Annotated in this window: 16 protein-coding genes; 15 read left to right on the top strand and 1 reads right to left on the bottom strand. The window is 37.8% G+C overall.

The genetic code is table 11. The features are described from left to right. Window positions 1-164 precede the first annotated feature (164 nt). The 15 genes from QQZ16_RS14305 (at window position 165) to QQZ16_RS14235 (ending at window position 17,063) form a co-directional block, all read left to right on the top strand. Window positions 165-731: an ECF-type riboflavin transporter substrate-binding protein gene (locus tag QQZ16_RS14305; protein ID WP_235252033.1), complete on the top strand. Its 567-nt coding sequence runs from the start codon at window positions 165-167 to the stop codon at window positions 729-731. A gap of 107 nt (window positions 732-838) precedes the next feature. Then, window positions 839-2,557 (top strand): ABC transporter ATP-binding protein, encoded by a 1,719-nt coding sequence (locus tag QQZ16_RS14300; RefSeq protein WP_031539213.1) that lies wholly within the window; start codon window positions 839-841, stop codon window positions 2,555-2,557. Continuing rightward, window positions 2,542-3,369, top strand: coding sequence for an energy-coupling factor transporter transmembrane component T family protein (locus QQZ16_RS14295; protein WP_031539211.1), 828 nt, complete (start codon window positions 2,542-2,544; stop codon window positions 3,367-3,369). Before QQZ16_RS14300 ends, QQZ16_RS14295 begins: the two co-directional genes overlap by 16 nt. Window positions 3,370-3,431: 62 nt before the next feature. Further along, the gene (locus QQZ16_RS14290; protein ID WP_031539208.1) at window positions 3,432-4,670 is read left to right on the top strand and encodes a M20/M25/M40 family metallo-hydrolase; all 1,239 of its coding nucleotides are present in this window, start codon (window positions 3,432-3,434) and stop codon (window positions 4,668-4,670) included. Window positions 4,671-5,440: 770 nt separating this feature from the next. Then, window positions 5,441-6,448 (top strand): efflux RND transporter periplasmic adaptor subunit, encoded by a 1,008-nt coding sequence (locus QQZ16_RS14285; protein WP_048717298.1) that lies wholly within the window; start codon window positions 5,441-5,443, stop codon window positions 6,446-6,448. Next, entirely contained in the window at window positions 6,448-7,149 is a 702-nt protein-coding gene (locus QQZ16_RS14280; protein ID WP_235252035.1) for an ABC transporter ATP-binding protein, read from the top strand. Before QQZ16_RS14285 ends, QQZ16_RS14280 begins: the two co-directional genes overlap by 1 nt. Continuing rightward, window positions 7,146-8,324, top strand: coding sequence for an ABC transporter permease (locus tag QQZ16_RS14275; protein WP_031539202.1), 1,179 nt, complete (start codon window positions 7,146-7,148; stop codon window positions 8,322-8,324). The genes QQZ16_RS14280 and QQZ16_RS14275 overlap by 4 nt, the downstream gene beginning before the upstream one ends. A 117-nt stretch (window positions 8,325-8,441) precedes the next feature. After that, window positions 8,442-9,134 (top strand): response regulator transcription factor, encoded by a 693-nt coding sequence (locus tag QQZ16_RS14270; RefSeq protein WP_031539201.1) that lies wholly within the window; start codon window positions 8,442-8,444, stop codon window positions 9,132-9,134. Between the two features lie 64 nt (window positions 9,135-9,198). Continuing rightward, a complete protein-coding gene (locus tag QQZ16_RS14265; protein WP_197030902.1) occupies window positions 9,199-10,557 on the top strand; it encodes a HAMP domain-containing sensor histidine kinase in 1,359 nt (452 codons plus the stop codon). 24 nt (window positions 10,558-10,581) lie between these two features. Further along, entirely contained in the window at window positions 10,582-11,103 is a 522-nt protein-coding gene (locus tag QQZ16_RS14260; RefSeq protein WP_031539199.1) for an acyl-CoA thioesterase, read from the top strand. Between the two features lie 674 nt (window positions 11,104-11,777). Next, window positions 11,778-12,971: a branched-chain amino acid ABC transporter substrate-binding protein gene (locus tag QQZ16_RS14255; RefSeq protein ID WP_031539198.1), complete on the top strand. Its 1,194-nt coding sequence runs from the start codon at window positions 11,778-11,780 to the stop codon at window positions 12,969-12,971. Window positions 12,972-13,312: 341 nt separating this feature from the next. Further along, window positions 13,313-14,290 carry a branched-chain amino acid ABC transporter permease gene (locus tag QQZ16_RS14250; RefSeq protein WP_031539197.1) on the top strand — a complete coding sequence of 326 codons (978 nt, stop codon included), beginning with the start codon at window positions 13,313-13,315 and terminating at the stop codon, window positions 14,288-14,290. 9 nt (window positions 14,291-14,299) lie between these two features. Next, on the top strand, window positions 14,300-15,532 hold the full coding sequence (locus QQZ16_RS14245; protein ID WP_031539196.1) for a branched-chain amino acid ABC transporter permease: 1,233 nt from the start codon (window positions 14,300-14,302) through the stop codon (window positions 15,530-15,532). Between the two features lie 30 nt (window positions 15,533-15,562). Next, window positions 15,563-16,339 carry an ABC transporter ATP-binding protein gene (locus QQZ16_RS14240; protein WP_031539194.1) on the top strand — a complete coding sequence of 259 codons (777 nt, stop codon included), beginning with the start codon at window positions 15,563-15,565 and terminating at the stop codon, window positions 16,337-16,339. Between the two features lie 13 nt (window positions 16,340-16,352). Then, window positions 16,353-17,063, top strand: a complete 711-nt coding sequence (locus tag QQZ16_RS14235) for an ABC transporter ATP-binding protein (protein WP_031539192.1) — start codon at window positions 16,353-16,355, stop codon at window positions 17,061-17,063. A gap of 239 nt (window positions 17,064-17,302) precedes the next feature. On the opposite strand, the gene QQZ16_RS14230 is transcribed toward QQZ16_RS14235, so the two are convergent. Further along, window positions 17,303-18,352, bottom strand: coding sequence for a lactonase family protein (locus QQZ16_RS14230; RefSeq protein WP_031539191.1), 1,050 nt, complete (start codon window positions 18,350-18,352; stop codon window positions 17,303-17,305). Between the last annotated feature and the right edge of the window lie 133 nt (window positions 18,353-18,485).

Genomic DNA, 18,485 nt, shown 5'->3' with positions numbered 1-18,485 from the left:
ATTCGTTTTCAGTCTGACTTTGGAGTGATGGGACGGTATGTGCCATGTATAAAATAGGAGATGATGTAAATTGGAAGAAGTAAATCGAATTGATTACATAGGGTTAAAAAAGTCGGTTTTTCTATTAAAAATAATATAGATAGAAAATAAGGGGGAGACAAAAAATGGGAAGAAAAACCGTTTTATCAACAAAAAATGTTGTAGCAATTGGGATTGGTGCCGCTGTATTTATTATTATAGGAAGATTTGCCGCTATTCCTACAGGAGTTCCAAATACATCCTTTGAAACCTCCTATGCTTTTCTTGCATTAATGTCTGTAGTATTTGGACCAGTCGTAGGTGGGCTAATAGGATTTATAGGTCACGCATTAAAAGATATTCTAGTATGGGGCTCACCTTGGTGGAGCTGGATCATTGTATCTGGAATAGTCGGAGTTGGGTTTGGTCTAGCTTGGAAAAAAATAAACATAAAAGAAGGCATTTTTGGCTGGAAACAGATACTTACATTTAATGTTGTCCAAATAATCGTTCAAGCAATTGGCTGGTTCGTACTGGCTCCTCTATTGGATGTGCTAATTTATGCAGAACCTATCAATAAAGTTATTTTACAAGGGCTAGTTGCAGGCGGTTTAAATATCGCTACAGTAGCAGTGCTTGGAACATTATTAATCTATGCTTACTCCAAAACAATTAGTAAAACTAATAGCTTAGAAAAAGAAGAGACATTTTAGCAAATTGGCCAATTATAGGAAGTGGACCATATGAACGACAGTTTGTTCCCAATTACTGAGTTTCGAGAATACAACGAGATATATGTTTTTAAAAGTGGGAGAGTAGGATGAATAAACCAATAATAGAGTTTAAAGATTTCGGCTTTAAATACAGGAGTCAGTCTCAGCCAACCTTATCGAATATCAATCTAACAATCTATGAAGGGGAAAAAGTGTTAATCGTAGGACCTTCTGGATCCGGAAAGAGCACCCTGGCACATTGTGTAAATGGATTAATACCTTTTTCTTATGAAGGCGAGATTTCAGGGAGCCTTAGGATAAAAGAGAAGGAAACTAAATCGGAGACTATTTATGAGCTATCCCAATCTGTGGGAACTATATTGCAAGATTCAGATACTCAGTTTATTGGATTAACAGTAGGAGAGGATATTGCATTTGTATTAGAAAATAATCAGGTTTCCTCGAAATTGATGCGAGAAAAAGTAATGGAAGCAGCTTCTTTAGTAGGGATGGAGCAGTATCTAGATGCTTCGATTCATCAACTATCTGGGGGACAAAAGCAAAGAGTCGCATTAGCAGGTGTCTTAATACAAGAAGTAGACATATTACTTTTTGATGAACCACTAGCAAATTTAGATCCGGTAGCTGGCAAACAGGCGATGCATCTAATCGCAGACATTCATAAAAGGCATAATAACACCATTATTATTATTGAACATCGATTAGAAGAGGTATTAGAGGCAGAGGTCGATCGGATTTTACTCATTGATCATGGAACCTTAATAGCAGATCTTTCTCCCCAGGAATTACTCACTTCTAGCTTATTAGATAAGCATCGTTTGAGAAAACCACTTTATGTAAAACTATTACAGGACGCAGGCGTTCGTTTGCCTAATCATATACCCATTCACCCTCTGTCTATGATTCCCTTAAAGGAATATAGACAGAATGTAATCAAGTGGTTTCAAGGGAGAAGTCGAGAATTACAACGAAAAAAACAAGCGACTTTACTAGAAGTAGATAAGCTGTCTTTTACTTATCCAAATCAGAATAGAGGGATAAGAAATTTGTCTTTTTCATTAGAAAAGGGAGAAATGGTCAGCATTGTTGGGAAAAATGGCGCTGGGAAATCGACTCTTGCTAAGCTAATTAGTGGGTTTGAAGTGCCGAAAGAAGGGTCCATCTTCTTAAATGGTATGGATATTACCAAGCTTACCATTAAAGAAAAGGGGCAAAAAATAGGATTTGTCCTCCAAAATCCAAATCATATGATTTCAAAGCACTTGATTAAGGAGGAAGTTGCATTAGGTCTAATCAATCAAGGGATGAATCCAACTGAAATAGAGAAGAGAGTAAAGAAAGTACTGAATATCTGTGGCCTGCTTCCTTATCGGAAATGGCCGATTTCTGCTTTAAGCTATGGGCAAAAGAAGCGGGTAACGATTGCATCCATCTTAGTATTAAATCCGGAGATATTGATATTAGATGAACCAACCGCAGGACAAGACTTATATCATTATACAGAAATAATGGATTTTTTACTCGAGTTAAATCGCACAGGAATAAGTTTGATGATCATTACTCACGATATGCATTTAATTCAGGAATATACAAGTAGAACGATGGTGCTAGCGGATGGAGAAATCATCGCAGATAGCAGTCCTGCGAATATATTAACAAATCCACAAATAATGAAAGCTGCCAATTTGAAAGAAACGTCTCTCTATGAAATGGCAAAGCTTTTGCAGGTGGAAAGTCCAAGTGAATTCATTGACGCATTTATTTCATATGAGCAAGAGGGGAGAAAAACATGGCAGAAATGCTAGCCTATTTAGACAAAAATTCACCCATTCATCGTCTTGCCGGCGCTACTAAATTACTTTGTTTTATACTATGGTCCCTTGCAGCCATGCTTACATATGATACGCGGATATTAGTGTTCATGCTAGTCATTGGACTTACGCTGTTTAAATTATCTAAAATTCGCTGGAAAGAAGTTTCCTTTGTTGTACTCCTTTTTGGTTTATTTCTTTTGCTAAACAATATAGCTATTTTTTTATTTTCACCGAAACAAGGCGTCGAAATTTATGGCACGGAGCATTTGCTTTTTTCACTAGCAGGTCCCTATGAGGTAACAACAGAGCAGCTGTTTTATTTGTTTAATGTGACATTGAAATACTTTACGGTTATTCCAATCGCTCTATTATTTATTTTAACGACCAATCCTAGTGAATTTGCTTCATCCTTTCATCGGATTGGCATAAGTTACCGCATTACCTATGCAATTAGTATAACCTTGCGCTATATTCCAGATATTCAAAGAGATTACCGCAATATCGCCTTATCCAAGCAAGCTAGAGGAAATGATTTATCAAGAAAGGCTTCTCTTATAACACGTGGGAAAAATGCAATGGGAATCATTATTCCATTAATCTTTGTAAGCTTAAATCGAATTGAAGCAATAAGCAATGTGATGGATCTAAGAGGATTTGGCAAAAAGAAAACGAGAACTTGGTACCGGGAAAAACCATTTGATATAGGAGATTATCTCGCTATTTCACTAATAGCAATTTTATTTATTAGTAGTATTGTTATTACCTTTTATGATGGTCAACGATTCTACAATCCTTTTGAGTAGAAGCTATGGGACAGTAAGAATCAGCATTTTAATCCCAAATACAAAGAGAGTAGGAATGAGATATGTCGATTATTGGAATGAATAAAATGGAAAGTGTATTTACGAAAATGCTTGAAAATCAGCTTGTAAAAGAAGGACTCGTGTTTTTGCAAGAGGATGATGAGAACACATTAAATGAACAAATTGAGCTTACCTTAGTTCCAGCTCCGTCCTTTCAGGAAGCAGAGAAAGGAAAGCTTTTTCAATCGAAATTAGCATCATTTGGTTTAGATGATATTCAACAGGATCGGCATGGGAATGTATTTGGAATAAGATATGGAACAGGAAAAGGACCAAGAATCTTTGTCTGTGCCCATTTAGATACAGTATTTCCGGAAGGAACAGTCATTACAGCAGAGTGGAAGGATGGAAAAGTGTACGCACCTGGAATATCGGATGATGGAAGAGGACTAGCTGCAGTGTTGACGGTTTTACGTGCTTTTCATAAAACGAATATTGAAACAGAAGGTGATATTATCTTCGGAGCAACGGTTGGGGAAGAAGGATTAGGAGACCTGCGCGGCGTGAAAGGCTTGTTTAAGGATAGGGAGGATATTGATGCATTTATTTCCCTAGAGCCTGGTACGCCAGAAGAGATTACCTATTTAGGGACAGGCAGCCACCGCTATCATGTAACGTATAAAGGCTCTGGTGGTCATAGCTTTGGGGATTTTGGAATACCGAGCGCCATACATGCTTTAGGTAGAGCGGTAAGTGAAATGGCAGATTTAGAAACACCGCTTGATCCGAAAACGACTTTTACAGTTGGTACCATAACTGGAGGAACTTCTGTCAATACGATTGCGCAAGAGGCAAGCATGATGGTTGATCTACGGTCTAATTCACAAGAAGAACTTCTTCAGTTGGAGGAAAAGGTATTGGTTATTTTGGAAAAAGCGGCAGAAGAGGAAAATAACCGCTGGAGCAGTGAAAAAACAGCGATTGAGGTTGTGATAAAACAAGTTGGAGATCGCCCAGCAGGAACACAAGATCCAGAGGCTGCGATTGTTCAAACGGTTATCGCAGCTGGAAAAAGCATCGGGTTAACACCTGTTCGTTCATCTGCTAGTAGCACTGATTCAAATGTGCCGATCAGTTTAGGAATCCCTGCTGTTACATTAGGAGCAGGAGGAGCATGCGGTGGCATTCATACGTTAGAAGAATACTTTGATCCAAAAGATGCATATCTTGGCCCACAAAATCTATTTTTAACAATTTTAGGATTAGTAGGCATAAAGGATAGTACCGAGCCTTTATTGTAAAGTTGGCTGGAGTGGGGTGGGAAAAGATAAGTTTTAGTAAAGCTGTCTGCAACGTAGAAGTTGTCGATGGCTTTTTTTGTGGGAAATTAAGTGGGGCGATGCGTATGCGTCTGTGCCCGTAGGTTGGGGAGAATAGGGCAAAAGGGAATAGAGAATCCCTATCAGTTACCATTAGACAGTTGTGGAAGAGAAAAAGGGAATAGAGAGCCGTTCTCTAAGCCCAAAGCATAGGGAAAAAGGAGAAAAAGGGAATAGAGAGCCGTTCTCTAAGCCCAAAGCATAGGGAAAAAGGAGAAAAAGGTAATAGAGAGCCGTTCTCTAAGCCCAAAGCATAGGGAAAAGGAGAAAAAGGTAATAGAGAGCTATTCTCTAAGCCCAAAGCAAAGGGGAAAAGGAGAAAAAGGTAACAGAGAGCCGTTCTCTAAGCCCAAAGCATAGGGAAAAAGGAGAAAAAGGTAACAGAGAGCCGTTCTCTAAGCCCAAAGCAAAGGGGAAAAGGAGAAAAAGGTAACAGAGAGCCGTTCTCTAAGCCCAAAGCAAAGGAGAAAAGAAGGAAAAGGTAATAGAGCTCCACCACTACTTCCCCAGAGTCATCATCCCCAAAAAAATGTAAACTATTTTCACCAACGAAAAATTTTTTGTAAATAAATTTCCCCCTGACTTATTCCTGACACATTTCTTTTTTATTCTATTACTTGTAAGCAGCAGGACAAGACATTCAGACGAATAAATAATTATTTTAATAGAATAGAAAGAGGTTGAAGCAAAAGATGAAAAAAAGTATAAAGAAGTGGATTATTAGTGGAGTATCGGTAGTAGTAATAGGTACAGGAATTGGATCTTATTATTATTTTACAAATGATAATCAAACAGAAGTAAGAGCACAGGTTAGAACCCAAACGGCGACTGCTGAAACTGGTGATGTAGAAATAGAGATAAGTGGGACAGGAAGCATTGCAACCATTAATAAAGAAACCTATACTTCTACAGGCAACGCAACTGTTGATGAAGTGCTAGTCGAAGTTGGGGATGAAGTAGAAGAAGGTGATGAACTAGTAACTTTTGAAGATGATACACTTGATCCAATTGAAGCTACTTTTTCTGGTGAAATTACTGCCTTGAATGTAGAGGAAGATGGAAATGTATCGATGGGAACAGAAGTCGTTACTGTTACGGATTATGATCATCTAGAAATGGTTGTAAATGTAGATGAATTAGATATTTCTAAAGTGAAGGTTGGACAAGAAGCAAGTATAAGCGTGAGCGCACTTGAAGACAAAGAATTTACTGGAAAGGTAACAAGTGTTGCGAAAGAAGCAAATAGCGATAATACTAGTGTTGCTAAGTATGCTGTAACGGTCAAAATAAGCAAGCCTAGTGGGTTATTAGTTGGTATGACAGCAGAAGCAACTATCACAACAAGTACAGCTAAAGATGTCATCACTGTTCCGATTGAAGCAGTACAGAAGGAAGATGACGAATATTATGTGCTAGTGGCATCTGGAACAACAACAAATGAAGATGGAACAACAGAAACTGAATCTACTAAACAAACAGTTGAAGTAGGACTTGAAAATACTGAGGTAGCAGAGATAAAGAGTGGTTTAGAGGAAGGAACAACTGTTGTACTGCCAACATTTGAATCATCAAGTGATAGTGAGACACAAGGTATGTTCCCTGGCGGCGGCCAAATGCCAAGTGGTGAAGGTAGAGGTCAGATGCCAGAAGGAGGCCAAGGTGGCGGAATGCCTTCCGGTGGATTTGGAGGTGGAAATTAATGATTGAACAGCATGCACTTGTTGAGATAAAGAATGTAAAGAAGGAGTATACGCTTGGAGGAGAAACGGTTACTGCATTAGATAATGTTAGTTTCACTGTCAATAAAGGCGATTTTATTGCGATTATTGGTCCGTCAGGCTCTGGTAAATCAACGCTCATGAATATGATTGGTTGCTTAGATACTCCAGATTCTGGGGAATATTACTTAGACGGACAAAATGTTTTCTCCTTAAAAAGCAAACAGTTAGCAGAGGTTCGAAATCATAAGATCGGTTTTATTTTTCAATCCTTTAATCTTCTAACCAAACAATCTGCATTTGAAAATGTAGAATTACCATTGGTTTATAGAGGAATTGGTAGTAAGGAAAGAAAAGAAATTGCCTTACAAGCTTTGAAAAAAGTAGGACTATTAGAAAGAGCAGGACATAAACCAACAGAATTATCTGGCGGTCAGCAACAGCGCGTGGCAATTGCCCGTGCTCTTGCTGGGAATCCTCCGATTTTACTTGCTGATGAGCCTACTGGAGCCCTTGATAGTAAAACAGGAGTAGAAGTAATGAATTTAATGAAAGATCTAAATAGACAAGGGCATACCATTATATTAATAACCCATGATTTAGAAATTGCGAAACAGGCGAAGCGAGTTATTCGCATTCAGGATGGCCGGTTAGCAGAGACAAAGGAGGTAGTTGTCTCTTGAGATTAGGACAAGCAATCAAGATATCTTTTAAAAATATTACAATGAATAAATTAAGAGCGGTGCTTACCATGCTTGGTATCATCATTGGTGTAGCAGCGGTCATTGCATTAACCTCATTAGGAATGGGAGCCTCTAATTCCGTTTCCGATGAAATTTCGGGGTTAGGAACGACAACCGTTTCTGTCAATCTTTCAGGAAATTCGAGTGATGAAGAGGTTGTAGATTTTGATGAACTGATGTCGTTTGAGGAATATGATGAAGTGAAGGCAGTTTCTCCAACAGTCACAACTTCTAGTACACTTAAAAATGGAACAACATCAAGTTCTGGTGTTACCGTTACTGGTGTTACGACTTCTTATGAAACCGTGCAGGATATTACTGTACAGTCAGGAAGAAATGTGATGGATATTGATTTAGACAATCGCAATAAAGTAGTAGTCCTCGGGTATAATGTAGCAACAGAATTATTCGGATTCACCAATCCAGTCGATCAAACGGTTCAAATTGATGGGACAACATATAAAGTAATCGGCGTGCTTGCAGAAAAAGGAGAAGAGTTAACTGGATCGGTTGATGATTCCGTTCTTATCCCATTTACAACAGCACAGCGTTTTATCGGACAAACATACGTTACATCAGCAACTGTATTGATGACGGATGAGGATTCAGTAGAAATGGGAATGGCAAAAATGAAGCAGAAATTATACAATCAGTTTGATGGAGATGAAACTTTATATTCTGTGCGAAATCAATCTTCTGTGTCAGAGGCTTTGGATTCTGTTTCTAATACAATGACCTTATTATTAGCCGGTATTGCGAGTATTTCCTTAATTGTTGGGGGAATTGGAATCATGAATATCATGCTTGTTTCGGTTACGGAAAGAACAAGGGAAATTGGAATTAGAAAGGCAATCGGTGCTAGAAAAAAAGACATTATGCTCCAATTTTTAATTGAAGCAATTGTACTTAGCGCGTTAGGTGGAATTCTTGGAGCAGCTATTGGAATAGGAAGCGCAGAAATTTTGTCTAGTACATTAGATATGACTTCCCAGATTACTTGGTGGGTAGTTGGAGGGTCGGTTAGTTTCTCTGTCTTGATTGGGGTTATATTTGGAATCTTCCCAGCTAACAAGGCTTCCAATTTAAGTCCACTAGAAGCATTAAGATATCAATAATAAAAGGAATAGATCAGCCATCTGTTAGCAGAAAAGGTCTGATCTATTTTTTTATTATTTAAATTAGCGGTATAATGGATTTCACTAGGAAAAAATAAAGCATGAGGAAAAAAGTAGATGAAAAAAATTCTAATTGTAGAAGATGAACTAGCAATTTCCATGGTTCTAGGAGCATATTTAGAAAACGTAGGATACGATGTGGATTATGCGTATGATGGAGACGAGGCTTTACAAAAGCTTGAAGAGGAAACGCCCGCTTTAATCCTATTAGATATCATGATGCCCTATTTGGATGGCTGGGGTGTCCTATCCTATATTCGGAAGAAATCAGCATGTCCAGTTATTATGCTTACTGCCTTATCCGATACAGAACAGAAGTTAAAAGGATTTGAAAATGGGGCTGATGACTATATAACAAAGCCCTTTGTAGGAGAGGAAGTTATTGCGCGTGTACAAGCGGTTTTAAGAAGGTCTTCTCATTATCAAGACGATGATGAGCGTGTTAAATACTATGGTGATTTAAAAATCAACTATGTGTCACATCAGGTTTTTCTTAATGGAATTGAGGTTCCCTTTACCCCTCGTGATCTTGCTGTTTTTCTCTTTCTAGCAAGTTATCCCAACCAAACCTTTACAAGGGATCAGCTTCTAGACCATGTGTGGGGAAGAGACTATGATGGGAGTGATCGGGCAGTTGACCTGGCGATTAAAAGAATAAGGAAATTATTAAATGGGTGGGATCCGAAAGATGGCGAAATTAAAACATTACGGGGACTTGGCTATCAATTTTATATTCAGGAAAAACAATAAAGAAAAAACGCCTCTTCTTTATTATTGGACGAAAAGGTATTTGCTCACATTATGTGGGGGCCTCTTGATTATTGGCATTGTCTCTATATTATGGATTCGCCATAATGCATTGGAGAATCGCCTAGAACTAACAAAATTAGTTGCCCAGGAAATAGCGGAGCATGCCAATGAGATGGAGGAAGGAAGGCTCAAAGATATTCGGCTACCGTTTTTGCAGGATAGACAGAAATTTATTAATGAAGGACAGCCACTAGATGCCTTTCTTAAAGATACTTCAGGAAATGTCCGTTCTCTGAATCAGAATTTTCCTCTAAGTTCTCTAGAAAGTCAGCAGCTGATTGAGTCTTTGCCTTTAGTAAGTGAATTAACCATTAAAAAAGTAACGCTATGGAATAAGCAAAGAGCATCTGTTGTCATTGCTCCCATTATAAATGGAGGGGAGCAAATAGGTTCTGTCTATATTATTCAGCCTCATAATCAGCTAAAACATTTAAATAAAGAAGAATATCAATTGCTAGGATTATTGCTGCTGAGTTTAGCATTTCTTGGCTGGTTTGTCATTTATTTCTTGTCTAAAAAACTAGCAAAGCCCGTAGAAGAGGTTGCCAGTGCTGCCCAACATTTAATGAATGGAAATTATCATATTAAGTTAAATGAAGATGTGCAGGAAAAAGAACTTTACCAATTGGTTTTATCGTTTAATGAAATGACAAAAAGGCTCTATGCATTAGAAAGTTTGCGGACCCAATTACTAGCAGGTGTCACCCATGAATTAAAGACACCGATCACTTCTATTAGTGCATTAATACAAGCTGTAAATGACAATGTCATACCTGATAATAAGAAAAAACAATTTTTAACAATGAGTTTGAAGGAAGCGGGAAGACTGCAGAATATGGTGGAGGATTTACTAGATTTTAATAGCTTTAGTGCAGGTTCGATTAAAGTGAATAAGGAAAAGCTAAATGTACAGGCCACGTTAAAGGAAATTATTTATCAATGGGAAATTGTCCATGGAGGCGCTTTAGCAACTACGGAGATAACCTTTGTAAATCCAGAGAAACCGCTTTATGCTATGCTAGATAGTGTGCGTTTTCAGCAAATTATCGTCAATCTATTAAATAATAGTTTACATGCAATCAAGGGAAAGCAAAATGGAAAAATAACCATCAGCCTAACCTATGACCAACAGAATGTAAACATTTTGGTAGAGGATAATGGCTATGGTATTCCAGAAGATGAGCAGGATTATATTTTTGAACGATTCTATCGAGGAAAGAATAAGAAAGATATCGAGCGTGGCCTAGGCTTAGGATTACCATATAGCCTTCTTTTAGCAAAAGCACAAGGAGGGCATTTATCTTTACAAAATTCAGAAGGTTCCTCTACAATATTTTTATTGCAATTTCCATTACTTGCATAAAATAAAGGAAGGGGTTGTTCGGAGATGATGGTTCAACAAGAAAAATATTGCAAGGAATCTTTGGTAGTTAAAACAAGCCGAATATTCCCTATTGATACAAATAATCATAATACATTATTTGGTGGAAAGCTAATGAGTTATATAGATGATGTAGCTTCTATTTCAGCATCTAGGCATTCAAGAAGTGATGTAGTTACCGCTTCAACAGACTCTGTTGATTTTCTATTTCCTATTAGCCCTACTGATTCTGTATGCTTAGAATCATATGTAACACATACAGGTAAATCCTCAATGGAAGTATTTGTGAAGGTAATAGCTGAAAACCTAAAAACAGGCGAAAGAAGACTTGCAGCAACATCCTTCTTAACCTTTGTTGCCTTAGATGAAAATGGCAAGCCACAGCGTATTCCCAAGGTTATTCCGCAATCAGAGGAAGAAACAATGCTCTACAATACAGCGGAGCAGCGTGTTAAAATCCGAAAAGATAGAAGAGAGCATAGTAAAGCATTTGCAAATGTTATTAGTACAGAAATGCCTTGGGGGTAAGTTGACCTAGTGAAGGAATGGCTGATAAAGTGCCGAGTTTGGCTGAAATGGTAAGGAATGGCTGATAAAGTGTTGAGTTTGGCTGAAATGGTGCTGGATTTGCTGATAAAGTGCCGAGTTTGGCTGAAATCGGTATAAGTTTTGCTGATAAAGTGCCGAGTTTGGCTGATATCAGTGCAAGATTAGCTGATATCAGCTAGATTCATACCATAACCAATTCATTATAAGCTCTGATTCCCTTAATCTTAAATATAAATACTAGAATATCGCTAATAAAACTATAAAACAGTCAATTTAGCATCAAAACTATTCACTTTCGCCCTTTACAAAGCGAATTCTTCCACTTAAAACCCCCACATTTTGCATAATCTACTTATTACCTTTTCTCTCAGCCGACTCTATAACTATATCTTCCTCCCTCTTTACCATTTATAAACTTACCACCACAACAATAAGTCGAATAAATAGAAGAAACGTTGCTATTATTGCAAATAATTTCGAAATACTAAGAAAAGTGTCAGAATATATTAACTTTTTAGAAAAAATAGTGTCAGAATATCTGACAAAATTAAAGACACTTGTCTAGAAGAGGATTATAATCCATACATGGAACAGGAGCAATTGGGAAAATCTCCCGGAGCTTCATAGATAAAAACAATTATAGGGGGCAAACTATGTTATCTAAAAAAGTACTTTCTTTAGCTATGACAGCAACATTGGCACTAGGATTTATGAGTGGCTGTGCTTCAAATGCAAACTCTGATAGTGAAGGATCTAGTGACAATAAAGTAATCAAAATTGTTACACAATCTCCACTTTCTGGAGGAAGTGCAACTTTAGGAGAAGCAATTAAACTAGGAGCACAACTAGCAATTGATCAACAGAAGGACAAATTTGCTGAGTTAGGTTTTGAAATTAAATTGGATGCACAAGATGATCAGGGAGATCCGAAAAAAGGAGTGGCGAATGCTAACTTAGTTGTAGCAGATCAATCCGTATTAGGCGTAGTGGGACACTTGAATTCAGGTGTTTCCATCCCAGCATCTGAAGTATATGAGAAAAATAATCTAGTAAGTGTATCTCCTGCAAGTACAGCAACAGATTATACAGATCGCGGTTTAAAAACCGTTAGCCGGGTTGTAGCTCGCGATGACTTCCAAGGTCCAGCAGGTGCACAATATGCGGTGGAAACATTAGGAGCAAAGAAAATTTTTGTTGTCCAAGATAAAACAGCATATGGTTCTGGGCTAGCAGATGCATTTAGAGCTGCTGCAGAAGAGCTAGGAGCAGAAATTGTTGGATATGAAGGAATTACAGTTGGGGAAAAAGACTTCAATGGTGTGTTAAACCAAGTAGCTTCTAAAAAGCCTGATTTAATCTATTTTGGAGGTCTTTATGCAGAAGGGGGAATCCTTGTTAAACAAGCTCGTGAAAAAGGACTAGATATCCCATTCATGGGTGGAGATGGCTTAGACTCTTCTACTTTTGTGGAAATTGCTGGAGATGCTGTTAAAAATACATTCCTTACTTCTGTTGCTGGAGACACAACAAAATCAGAAGAAGGAACGAAATTCGCTGAAGACTATCAAGCAGCTTTTGGCAAAAGCATTGAATCCTATTCAGCATATGCATACGACTCAGCTGCCGTATTGCTAGCAGGAATTGAGAAAGCTATTAAAGATAATGATAACAAATTACCATCACGTGAAGATGTAACAAATGCTGTACGTGAAACACAAGATTACAAAGGGGTAGTAACAGAAGTTGGATTTGACGAAAAAGGCGATAACAAGTATGCGAAAATCTTTATCTACAAATTTGACGAAGCAAAATATCCAGCTAATTTAGAGGATGAAATCAGCCAATAAGCAAGAACATAGAAAGGGTATGGATCATCCTGTACCCTTTCTATTTTTTACAAGCATTACATAACTAAGAAAGTCTACCAATTTAGGTTGAATATATATTCTAGTAGATAGATAGTAACTATAAATGCCAAGCTCATTGACGTTAATATTGCTGAGCTGATGGAGCGGAAGACACCTTGACTCCTGCGGGAAATGAGGGAAATGGGAGACCCCACAGGCGAAGCTGAGAAGGCTCCCATCCCTCCCGCGGAAAGCAAGTGTCTGTAGCGGAAATCAACGGGCTTCATGATAATTCCTATCTATCTACTAAACACAATTAAATCAAAAGTGTGGGGAAGAAAATGCTAACAGAAATCTTACAAACGTTACCGCAAGTTTTAATTGATGGATTAACATTAGGAGCCGTATATGCCGTTATTGCATTAGGATACACAATGGTTTATGGAATATTAGAATTAATAAACTTTGCTCACGGAGAAATATTTATGACAGGAGCATTCATTGGGACAAGTATCTTAATCGTTTTAACAAGCTTAGGATGGACATCCATGTTACCTGCGGTTATATCATTAATTATTATGCTCCTATTTACAAGTCTGCTAACAGGATTTTTAGGAATGGGAATTGAAAGAGTTGCTTATCGCCCGCTACGTAAGGCGCCAAAGCTAATTGCCCTTATTTCAGCAATTGGTATCTCCTTTTTATTACAGGATATCGTTCGTTTTATCACAGAATTATTCAAAGGGAATTATATTTTAACATCACCAAGTCTGTTCACCGATAAGATTAGCATCGGATCTATTTTCGGTTCCCATGCAGCAAGCTTCAAAAGTTCCTTTCTAGTTGTCATTATTGTCGCGGTTATTTTGATGGTTGGATTAGACTTTTTTGTTAATAAAACAAAATGGGGCATGGCAATGAGAGCAGTTGCCCAAGATCGAGATACTGCCTCCTTAATGTCCATTAATGTGAACAAAGTAATTTCCGTGACCTTCTTTGTAGGATCTGCTTTAGGTGGTGCAACAGGCGTACTATTTGCAGTGCAGTATGGAACAATCGATCCTTATATAGGATTTATACTAGGACTTAAAGCATTTACAGCAGCAGTACTTGGCGGAATTGGAAATATTCGTGGGGCAATGTTCGGTGGTATGCTCATTGGATTAATTGAAATGTTTACTGCTGCCAATCTTTCCATTATAACAGGTGGTATTATGGGCGCAGAATATAAAGATGTTGTTGCATTTGCCATATTGATTATCGTTCTTATTTTTAAACCAGAAGGCTTATTTGGCAAAGCCGTAGCAGAGAAAGTGTAGGTGGAAAAGATGGCTAACATGATCAAAACAATCCAAACAAATAAAGTGGCCCAAATCATTCTTTTCTTTGCCTATGTATTAGTTACTACTGCAGCTTTAGCCCTTTCGCAAAAATCAGTTATTGCCTTTTTACTTCTACTATTGTCACTTCTGATTCTTTATTATATGAATCTAGGAAATAAAATGAAGTGGGGGATAGCCTTACTTATTTTAGTAATTGTGTTGCCCGTTTCAGCTAGTCAAGGGCCCTCCTATCAGGCTTATATGGAAGTAGCAACAATGGTAGGAATTTATGTATGTATGGCACTAGGCTTAAATATTGTAGTAGGTCTTGCCGGTTTGCTTGATTTAGGATTTGTAGCATTTTTTGCTGTAGGAGCATATACATATGGTATTTTTGCTAGTGCGCAGGCAAATAATTTCATGCCTTTTGGAACCTATCCTTTGTCTGGAAACAGCTTTTGGTTTTTTATCATAATCGGGTTATTTGTAGCAGCATTATTTGGTGTATTATTAGGGATTCCTGTTCTGAGGGTAAAAGGAGATTATTTAGCCATTGTAACCTTAGGCTTTGGTGAAATAATCCGAATTGTATTTAATAACTTAGATAAGCCAGTAAACATAACAAATGGAGCAATGGGGCTTCCAAGCATTCAACAGCCTGAAATATTTGGCATCACCTTAGCCCAGCCAAATCAATTCTATTATATTGTCTTAGTTATGTTCATTATTGTTATTTATGCAGTTACTAGAATGGAGCATACAAAGTTAGGGAGATCATGGAAAGCGGTAAGAGAAAATGAGATTGCGGCACAAGCAATGGGAATTCCCCTTGTAAAAACAAAATTAACAGCATTCGCTATCGGAGCTTCTTTCTCTGGAATGATGGGAGTTGTCTTTGCTGCCAAGCAGATGTTTGTTGATCCTACAAGTTTCACCTACTTAGAATCTACGACTATTCTAGTTATGGTTATTTTAGGAGGAATGGGAAGCGTACCAGGCGTTATTTTGGGAGCTGCAGTTGTTACGATTTTGAATTTACAGGTATTAACAGAATTAACTGGTTGGTTAAGTCAAGTGACAACTATTCCAGATGCCTTATCTCCAGCAAAAATGCAAAGATTTATCTTCGGTGCACTTTTAATTGTTATGACCTTATATCGTCCTCAAGGATTGATACCTGCTAAAAACAAGAAATTTAATGAAAAGAAATTAAAAGAGAGCATAGCGGAAAAACAATAATCTACTAAATTGCTTAAGGAGGGGCATCAAGTGAATATACTCGAGGTGAAAGGATTAACCAAAACTTTTGGCGGACTTGTAGCGAATGCCAATATTGATATGTCAGTCGAAAAAAATTCGATTACAGCTGTAATTGGTCCAAATGGTGCTGGAAAAACTACTTTTTTTAATATGATAACAGGTGTATATAAACCAACGTCTGGAGAAATAGTTCTAGCTGGAAAATCGATTGCTGGATTTAAGCCTCATGTTGTGGCAAGACAAGGGATTTCGAGAACGTTTCAGAATATCCGTCTATTCAGTGATATTACAGTATTGGAAAATGTCATGGTCGGTATGCATAACCATATTAGAGGAAGCTTGATTGGAACATTGTTTCAATTACCAAAGGCAAGACATGAAGAAGAGGAAGCGATGAAAGAGGCATACCGGATATTAGAATATGTAGGGCTTGCTGATCTATTAAATGAAGCAGCTGGAAATTTGTCCTATGGGGCACAACGGAGATTAGAAATTGCTCGTGCTTTAGCCACAAAGCCTAGCGTTTTATTATTAGATGAGCCTGCTGCTGGTATGAACCCAAAGGAAACAAGGTTATTAACAAATTTAATTCAAGATATGTGTAAGAAATATGATTTAACGATTATTTTAATAGAGCATGATATGAAGCTAGTCATGGAAATTTCCAATCATATCATCGTACTAGATCATGGAGAGAAAATTGCAGAAGGTGGTCCTGAAGAGATTCGTTCCAATCCTAAAGTAATCGAAGCCTATTTAGGAAAAGGAGCGGTATCACTTGCTTAAAGGGGGTAGCAGCGTGGAAAAGATACTAGAAATAACAGGAATCGAAGCTTGGTATGGTGGAATTCAAGCTTTAAAAGGAATAAGCTTACATGTGAATAAAGGAGAAATTGTAACACTAATAGGAAGCAATGGTGCCGGAAAATCCACAACGCTTAAATCCATTAGTGGGCAGGTGCCGATAAAAAAGGGAAGCATTCTTTATTATGGAAAGGATATTGCTAATATAGCAGCACATAAAACAGCTGTGATGGGCATTTCACAAGTGCCTGAGGGAAGAAGGATTTTTCCAAAGCTTTCGGTACGAGAGAATCTATTAATTGGAGCGTTTGCAGTAAAAGACAAACAATTAATTGAAACAAGAATGCAAAAAGTGTTTGAATATTTTCCTAGATTAAAAGAAAGAGTGGAGCAAAAAGGTGGAACAATGAGTGGCGGAGAGCAGCAAATGCTTGCAATTGGTCGAGCACTCATGATGCAGCCAGAGGTGCTGATGTTAGATGAACCATCAATGGGGCTTGCTCCTATTATTGTGGAGCAAATCTTTGAAATTATCAAAGAGCTTAATAAACAAGGGATGACGATATTATTGGTGGAACAGAATGCATTCCAAGCATTGCAAATTGCAAGTAGAGGATATGTTATTCAAACAGGAGAGATTGTACTAGAAGGAACAGGAGAAGAGCTCATTACGAATAAACAAGTTCAGGAAGCATATTTAGCTTAAAAAAACCTTAGACTGTAAATAAAGGAGAAGGCTATCCGCCGCCTCCTTCTTGACGTTAAGAATGTAAAGTTTTCTGAAGTCAATTTGCTGTCTAGCACCGGGCATCTAGGAGCTGATGGGCTACTCAACCTTCCCTTTCGATAAGTCAACATTGAATCGCTATTGCTCTTCATGTTTCCTTTATCTCAGGAACAATTTTTCCACCCCACACGCCCCTAAACGGTTGCCCTTCGCTTTTCTCAATTATTTAAAAATTTAACACAAACTGGTTCTGGTGCCTCTATTTCTGATTGTAATAGAGTAAGTTTTCCTGTAACAGAATCTCTCTCAAATAAAGTAAGAGTGTCAGACTGTTCATTTGATGCAAGAAGGAATTGTTCTGTTGGATCCAAAACAAAATCTCTTGGCCAGTTTCCTTCTGTTGAAGTTCGTTCGATAAAGGTTAATTGGCCAGTTTCACTATTAACTTGGAAAATAGAAATGGAATTATGTCCGCGGTTACCTGCGTATACAAAGTTTCCATCGGAAGAAAGATGGATTGCACTTCCTTGACTATTTTCTGTGAAATCAATTGGTAAAGTAGAGATATATTGTAATTCTTCAAATGCTCCTGTTTCGGAGTTAAAGGATAAAGCAATAACTTCATTGCTTAATTCTGTCATGACATAAGCAAATTTACCATTAGGATGGAAGGCAATATGTCTTGGACCACTTCCAGGTTTAACAGACAAACTGCTAACCTCTTCTAGCTTATTATCGACGAGCTTGTAAGTATCTACGCGGTCTGTACCTAAATCAACAGAGACTGCGTATTGATCATTTGGAGTAAAACCAGCGAAATGCATATGCGGTTTTTCCTGGCGTGCAGTATTAGGGCCTGTCCCAGTATGTTCAATAATAGATGCCACACGATTTAATGAACCATCTGCTGTATTTAATGAGTAGGATTCCGCAGTTCCTTTGTGATAATTTGCAGAAAGAACGATTGTTTTATCAGCATCTACACTTACATGACAGGGTGATGCTCCCTCTGAATATTCGCGATTAATGAGAGAGAGAATTCCGTCAGCACTAATAGAATAAGCAGAAACTCCACCTGTAGAGCCTTCTTTGCCGACTGCAAATAAATGCTGATTATCGTTTGTGATTGTTAAATAGGTAGGGTTTTCAATTTCAGCTGCAAGCGAAACATCCGTGATTTTTTTTGCATCTGTGTCTAGTACAAAGGAATAAATACCTTTACTCGATTTCTTTGTATATGTGCCAATGTAGCCAGTGAATTTTGTCATAAACAGATCTCCTCGTATAGTAAGTTTATAGTCCTCTTTCGAGGTAATTTCCAATTAAAATATTGTTCTTTGATAATTCTATAGATGTTAGTTCAGATAGTGGGGGGCTAGCCCCCCACTATCTGAAAAAGTT

The sequence above is a fragment of the Bacillus sp. T2.9-1 genome (assembly GCF_950097965.1).
GTDB lineage: Bacteria > Bacillota > Bacilli > Bacillales > Cytobacillaceae > Niallia > Niallia hominis.
The sequence above is the reverse complement of the archived record's forward strand: the minus strand, read 5'-3'. Positions and strand labels throughout refer to the sequence as shown.

Bases quoted from the DNA above. Each gene is read 5' to 3' on its own strand.
- QQZ16_RS14245 (WP_031539196.1), top strand. From the start codon at position 14,300: ATGGCTAACATGATCAAAACAATCCAAACAAATAAAGTGGCCCAAATC.
- QQZ16_RS14290 (WP_031539208.1), top strand. From the start codon at position 3,432: ATGTCGATTATTGGAATGAATAAAATGGAAAGTGTATTTACGAAAATG.
- QQZ16_RS14300 (WP_031539213.1), top strand. From the start codon at position 839: ATGAATAAACCAATAATAGAGTTTAAAGATTTCGGCTTTAAATACAGG.
- QQZ16_RS14305 (WP_235252033.1), top strand. From the start codon at position 165: ATGGGAAGAAAAACCGTTTTATCAACAAAAAATGTTGTAGCAATTGGG.
- QQZ16_RS14230 (WP_031539191.1), bottom strand. From the start codon at position 18,352: ATGACAAAATTCACTGGCTACATTGGCACATATACAAAGAAATCGAGT.
- QQZ16_RS14250 (WP_031539197.1), top strand. From the start codon at position 13,313: ATGCTAACAGAAATCTTACAAACGTTACCGCAAGTTTTAATTGATGGA.
- QQZ16_RS14280 (WP_235252035.1), top strand. From the start codon at position 6,448: ATGATTGAACAGCATGCACTTGTTGAGATAAAGAATGTAAAGAAGGAG.
- QQZ16_RS14270 (WP_031539201.1), top strand. From the start codon at position 8,442: ATGAAAAAAATTCTAATTGTAGAAGATGAACTAGCAATTTCCATGGTT.
- QQZ16_RS14285 (WP_048717298.1), top strand. From the start codon at position 5,441: ATGAAAAAAAGTATAAAGAAGTGGATTATTAGTGGAGTATCGGTAGTA.
- QQZ16_RS14260 (WP_031539199.1), top strand. From the start codon at position 10,582: ATGATGGTTCAACAAGAAAAATATTGCAAGGAATCTTTGGTAGTTAAA.
- QQZ16_RS14295 (WP_031539211.1), top strand. From the start codon at position 2,542: ATGGCAGAAATGCTAGCCTATTTAGACAAAAATTCACCCATTCATCGT.
- QQZ16_RS14255 (WP_031539198.1), top strand. From the start codon at position 11,778: ATGTTATCTAAAAAAGTACTTTCTTTAGCTATGACAGCAACATTGGCA.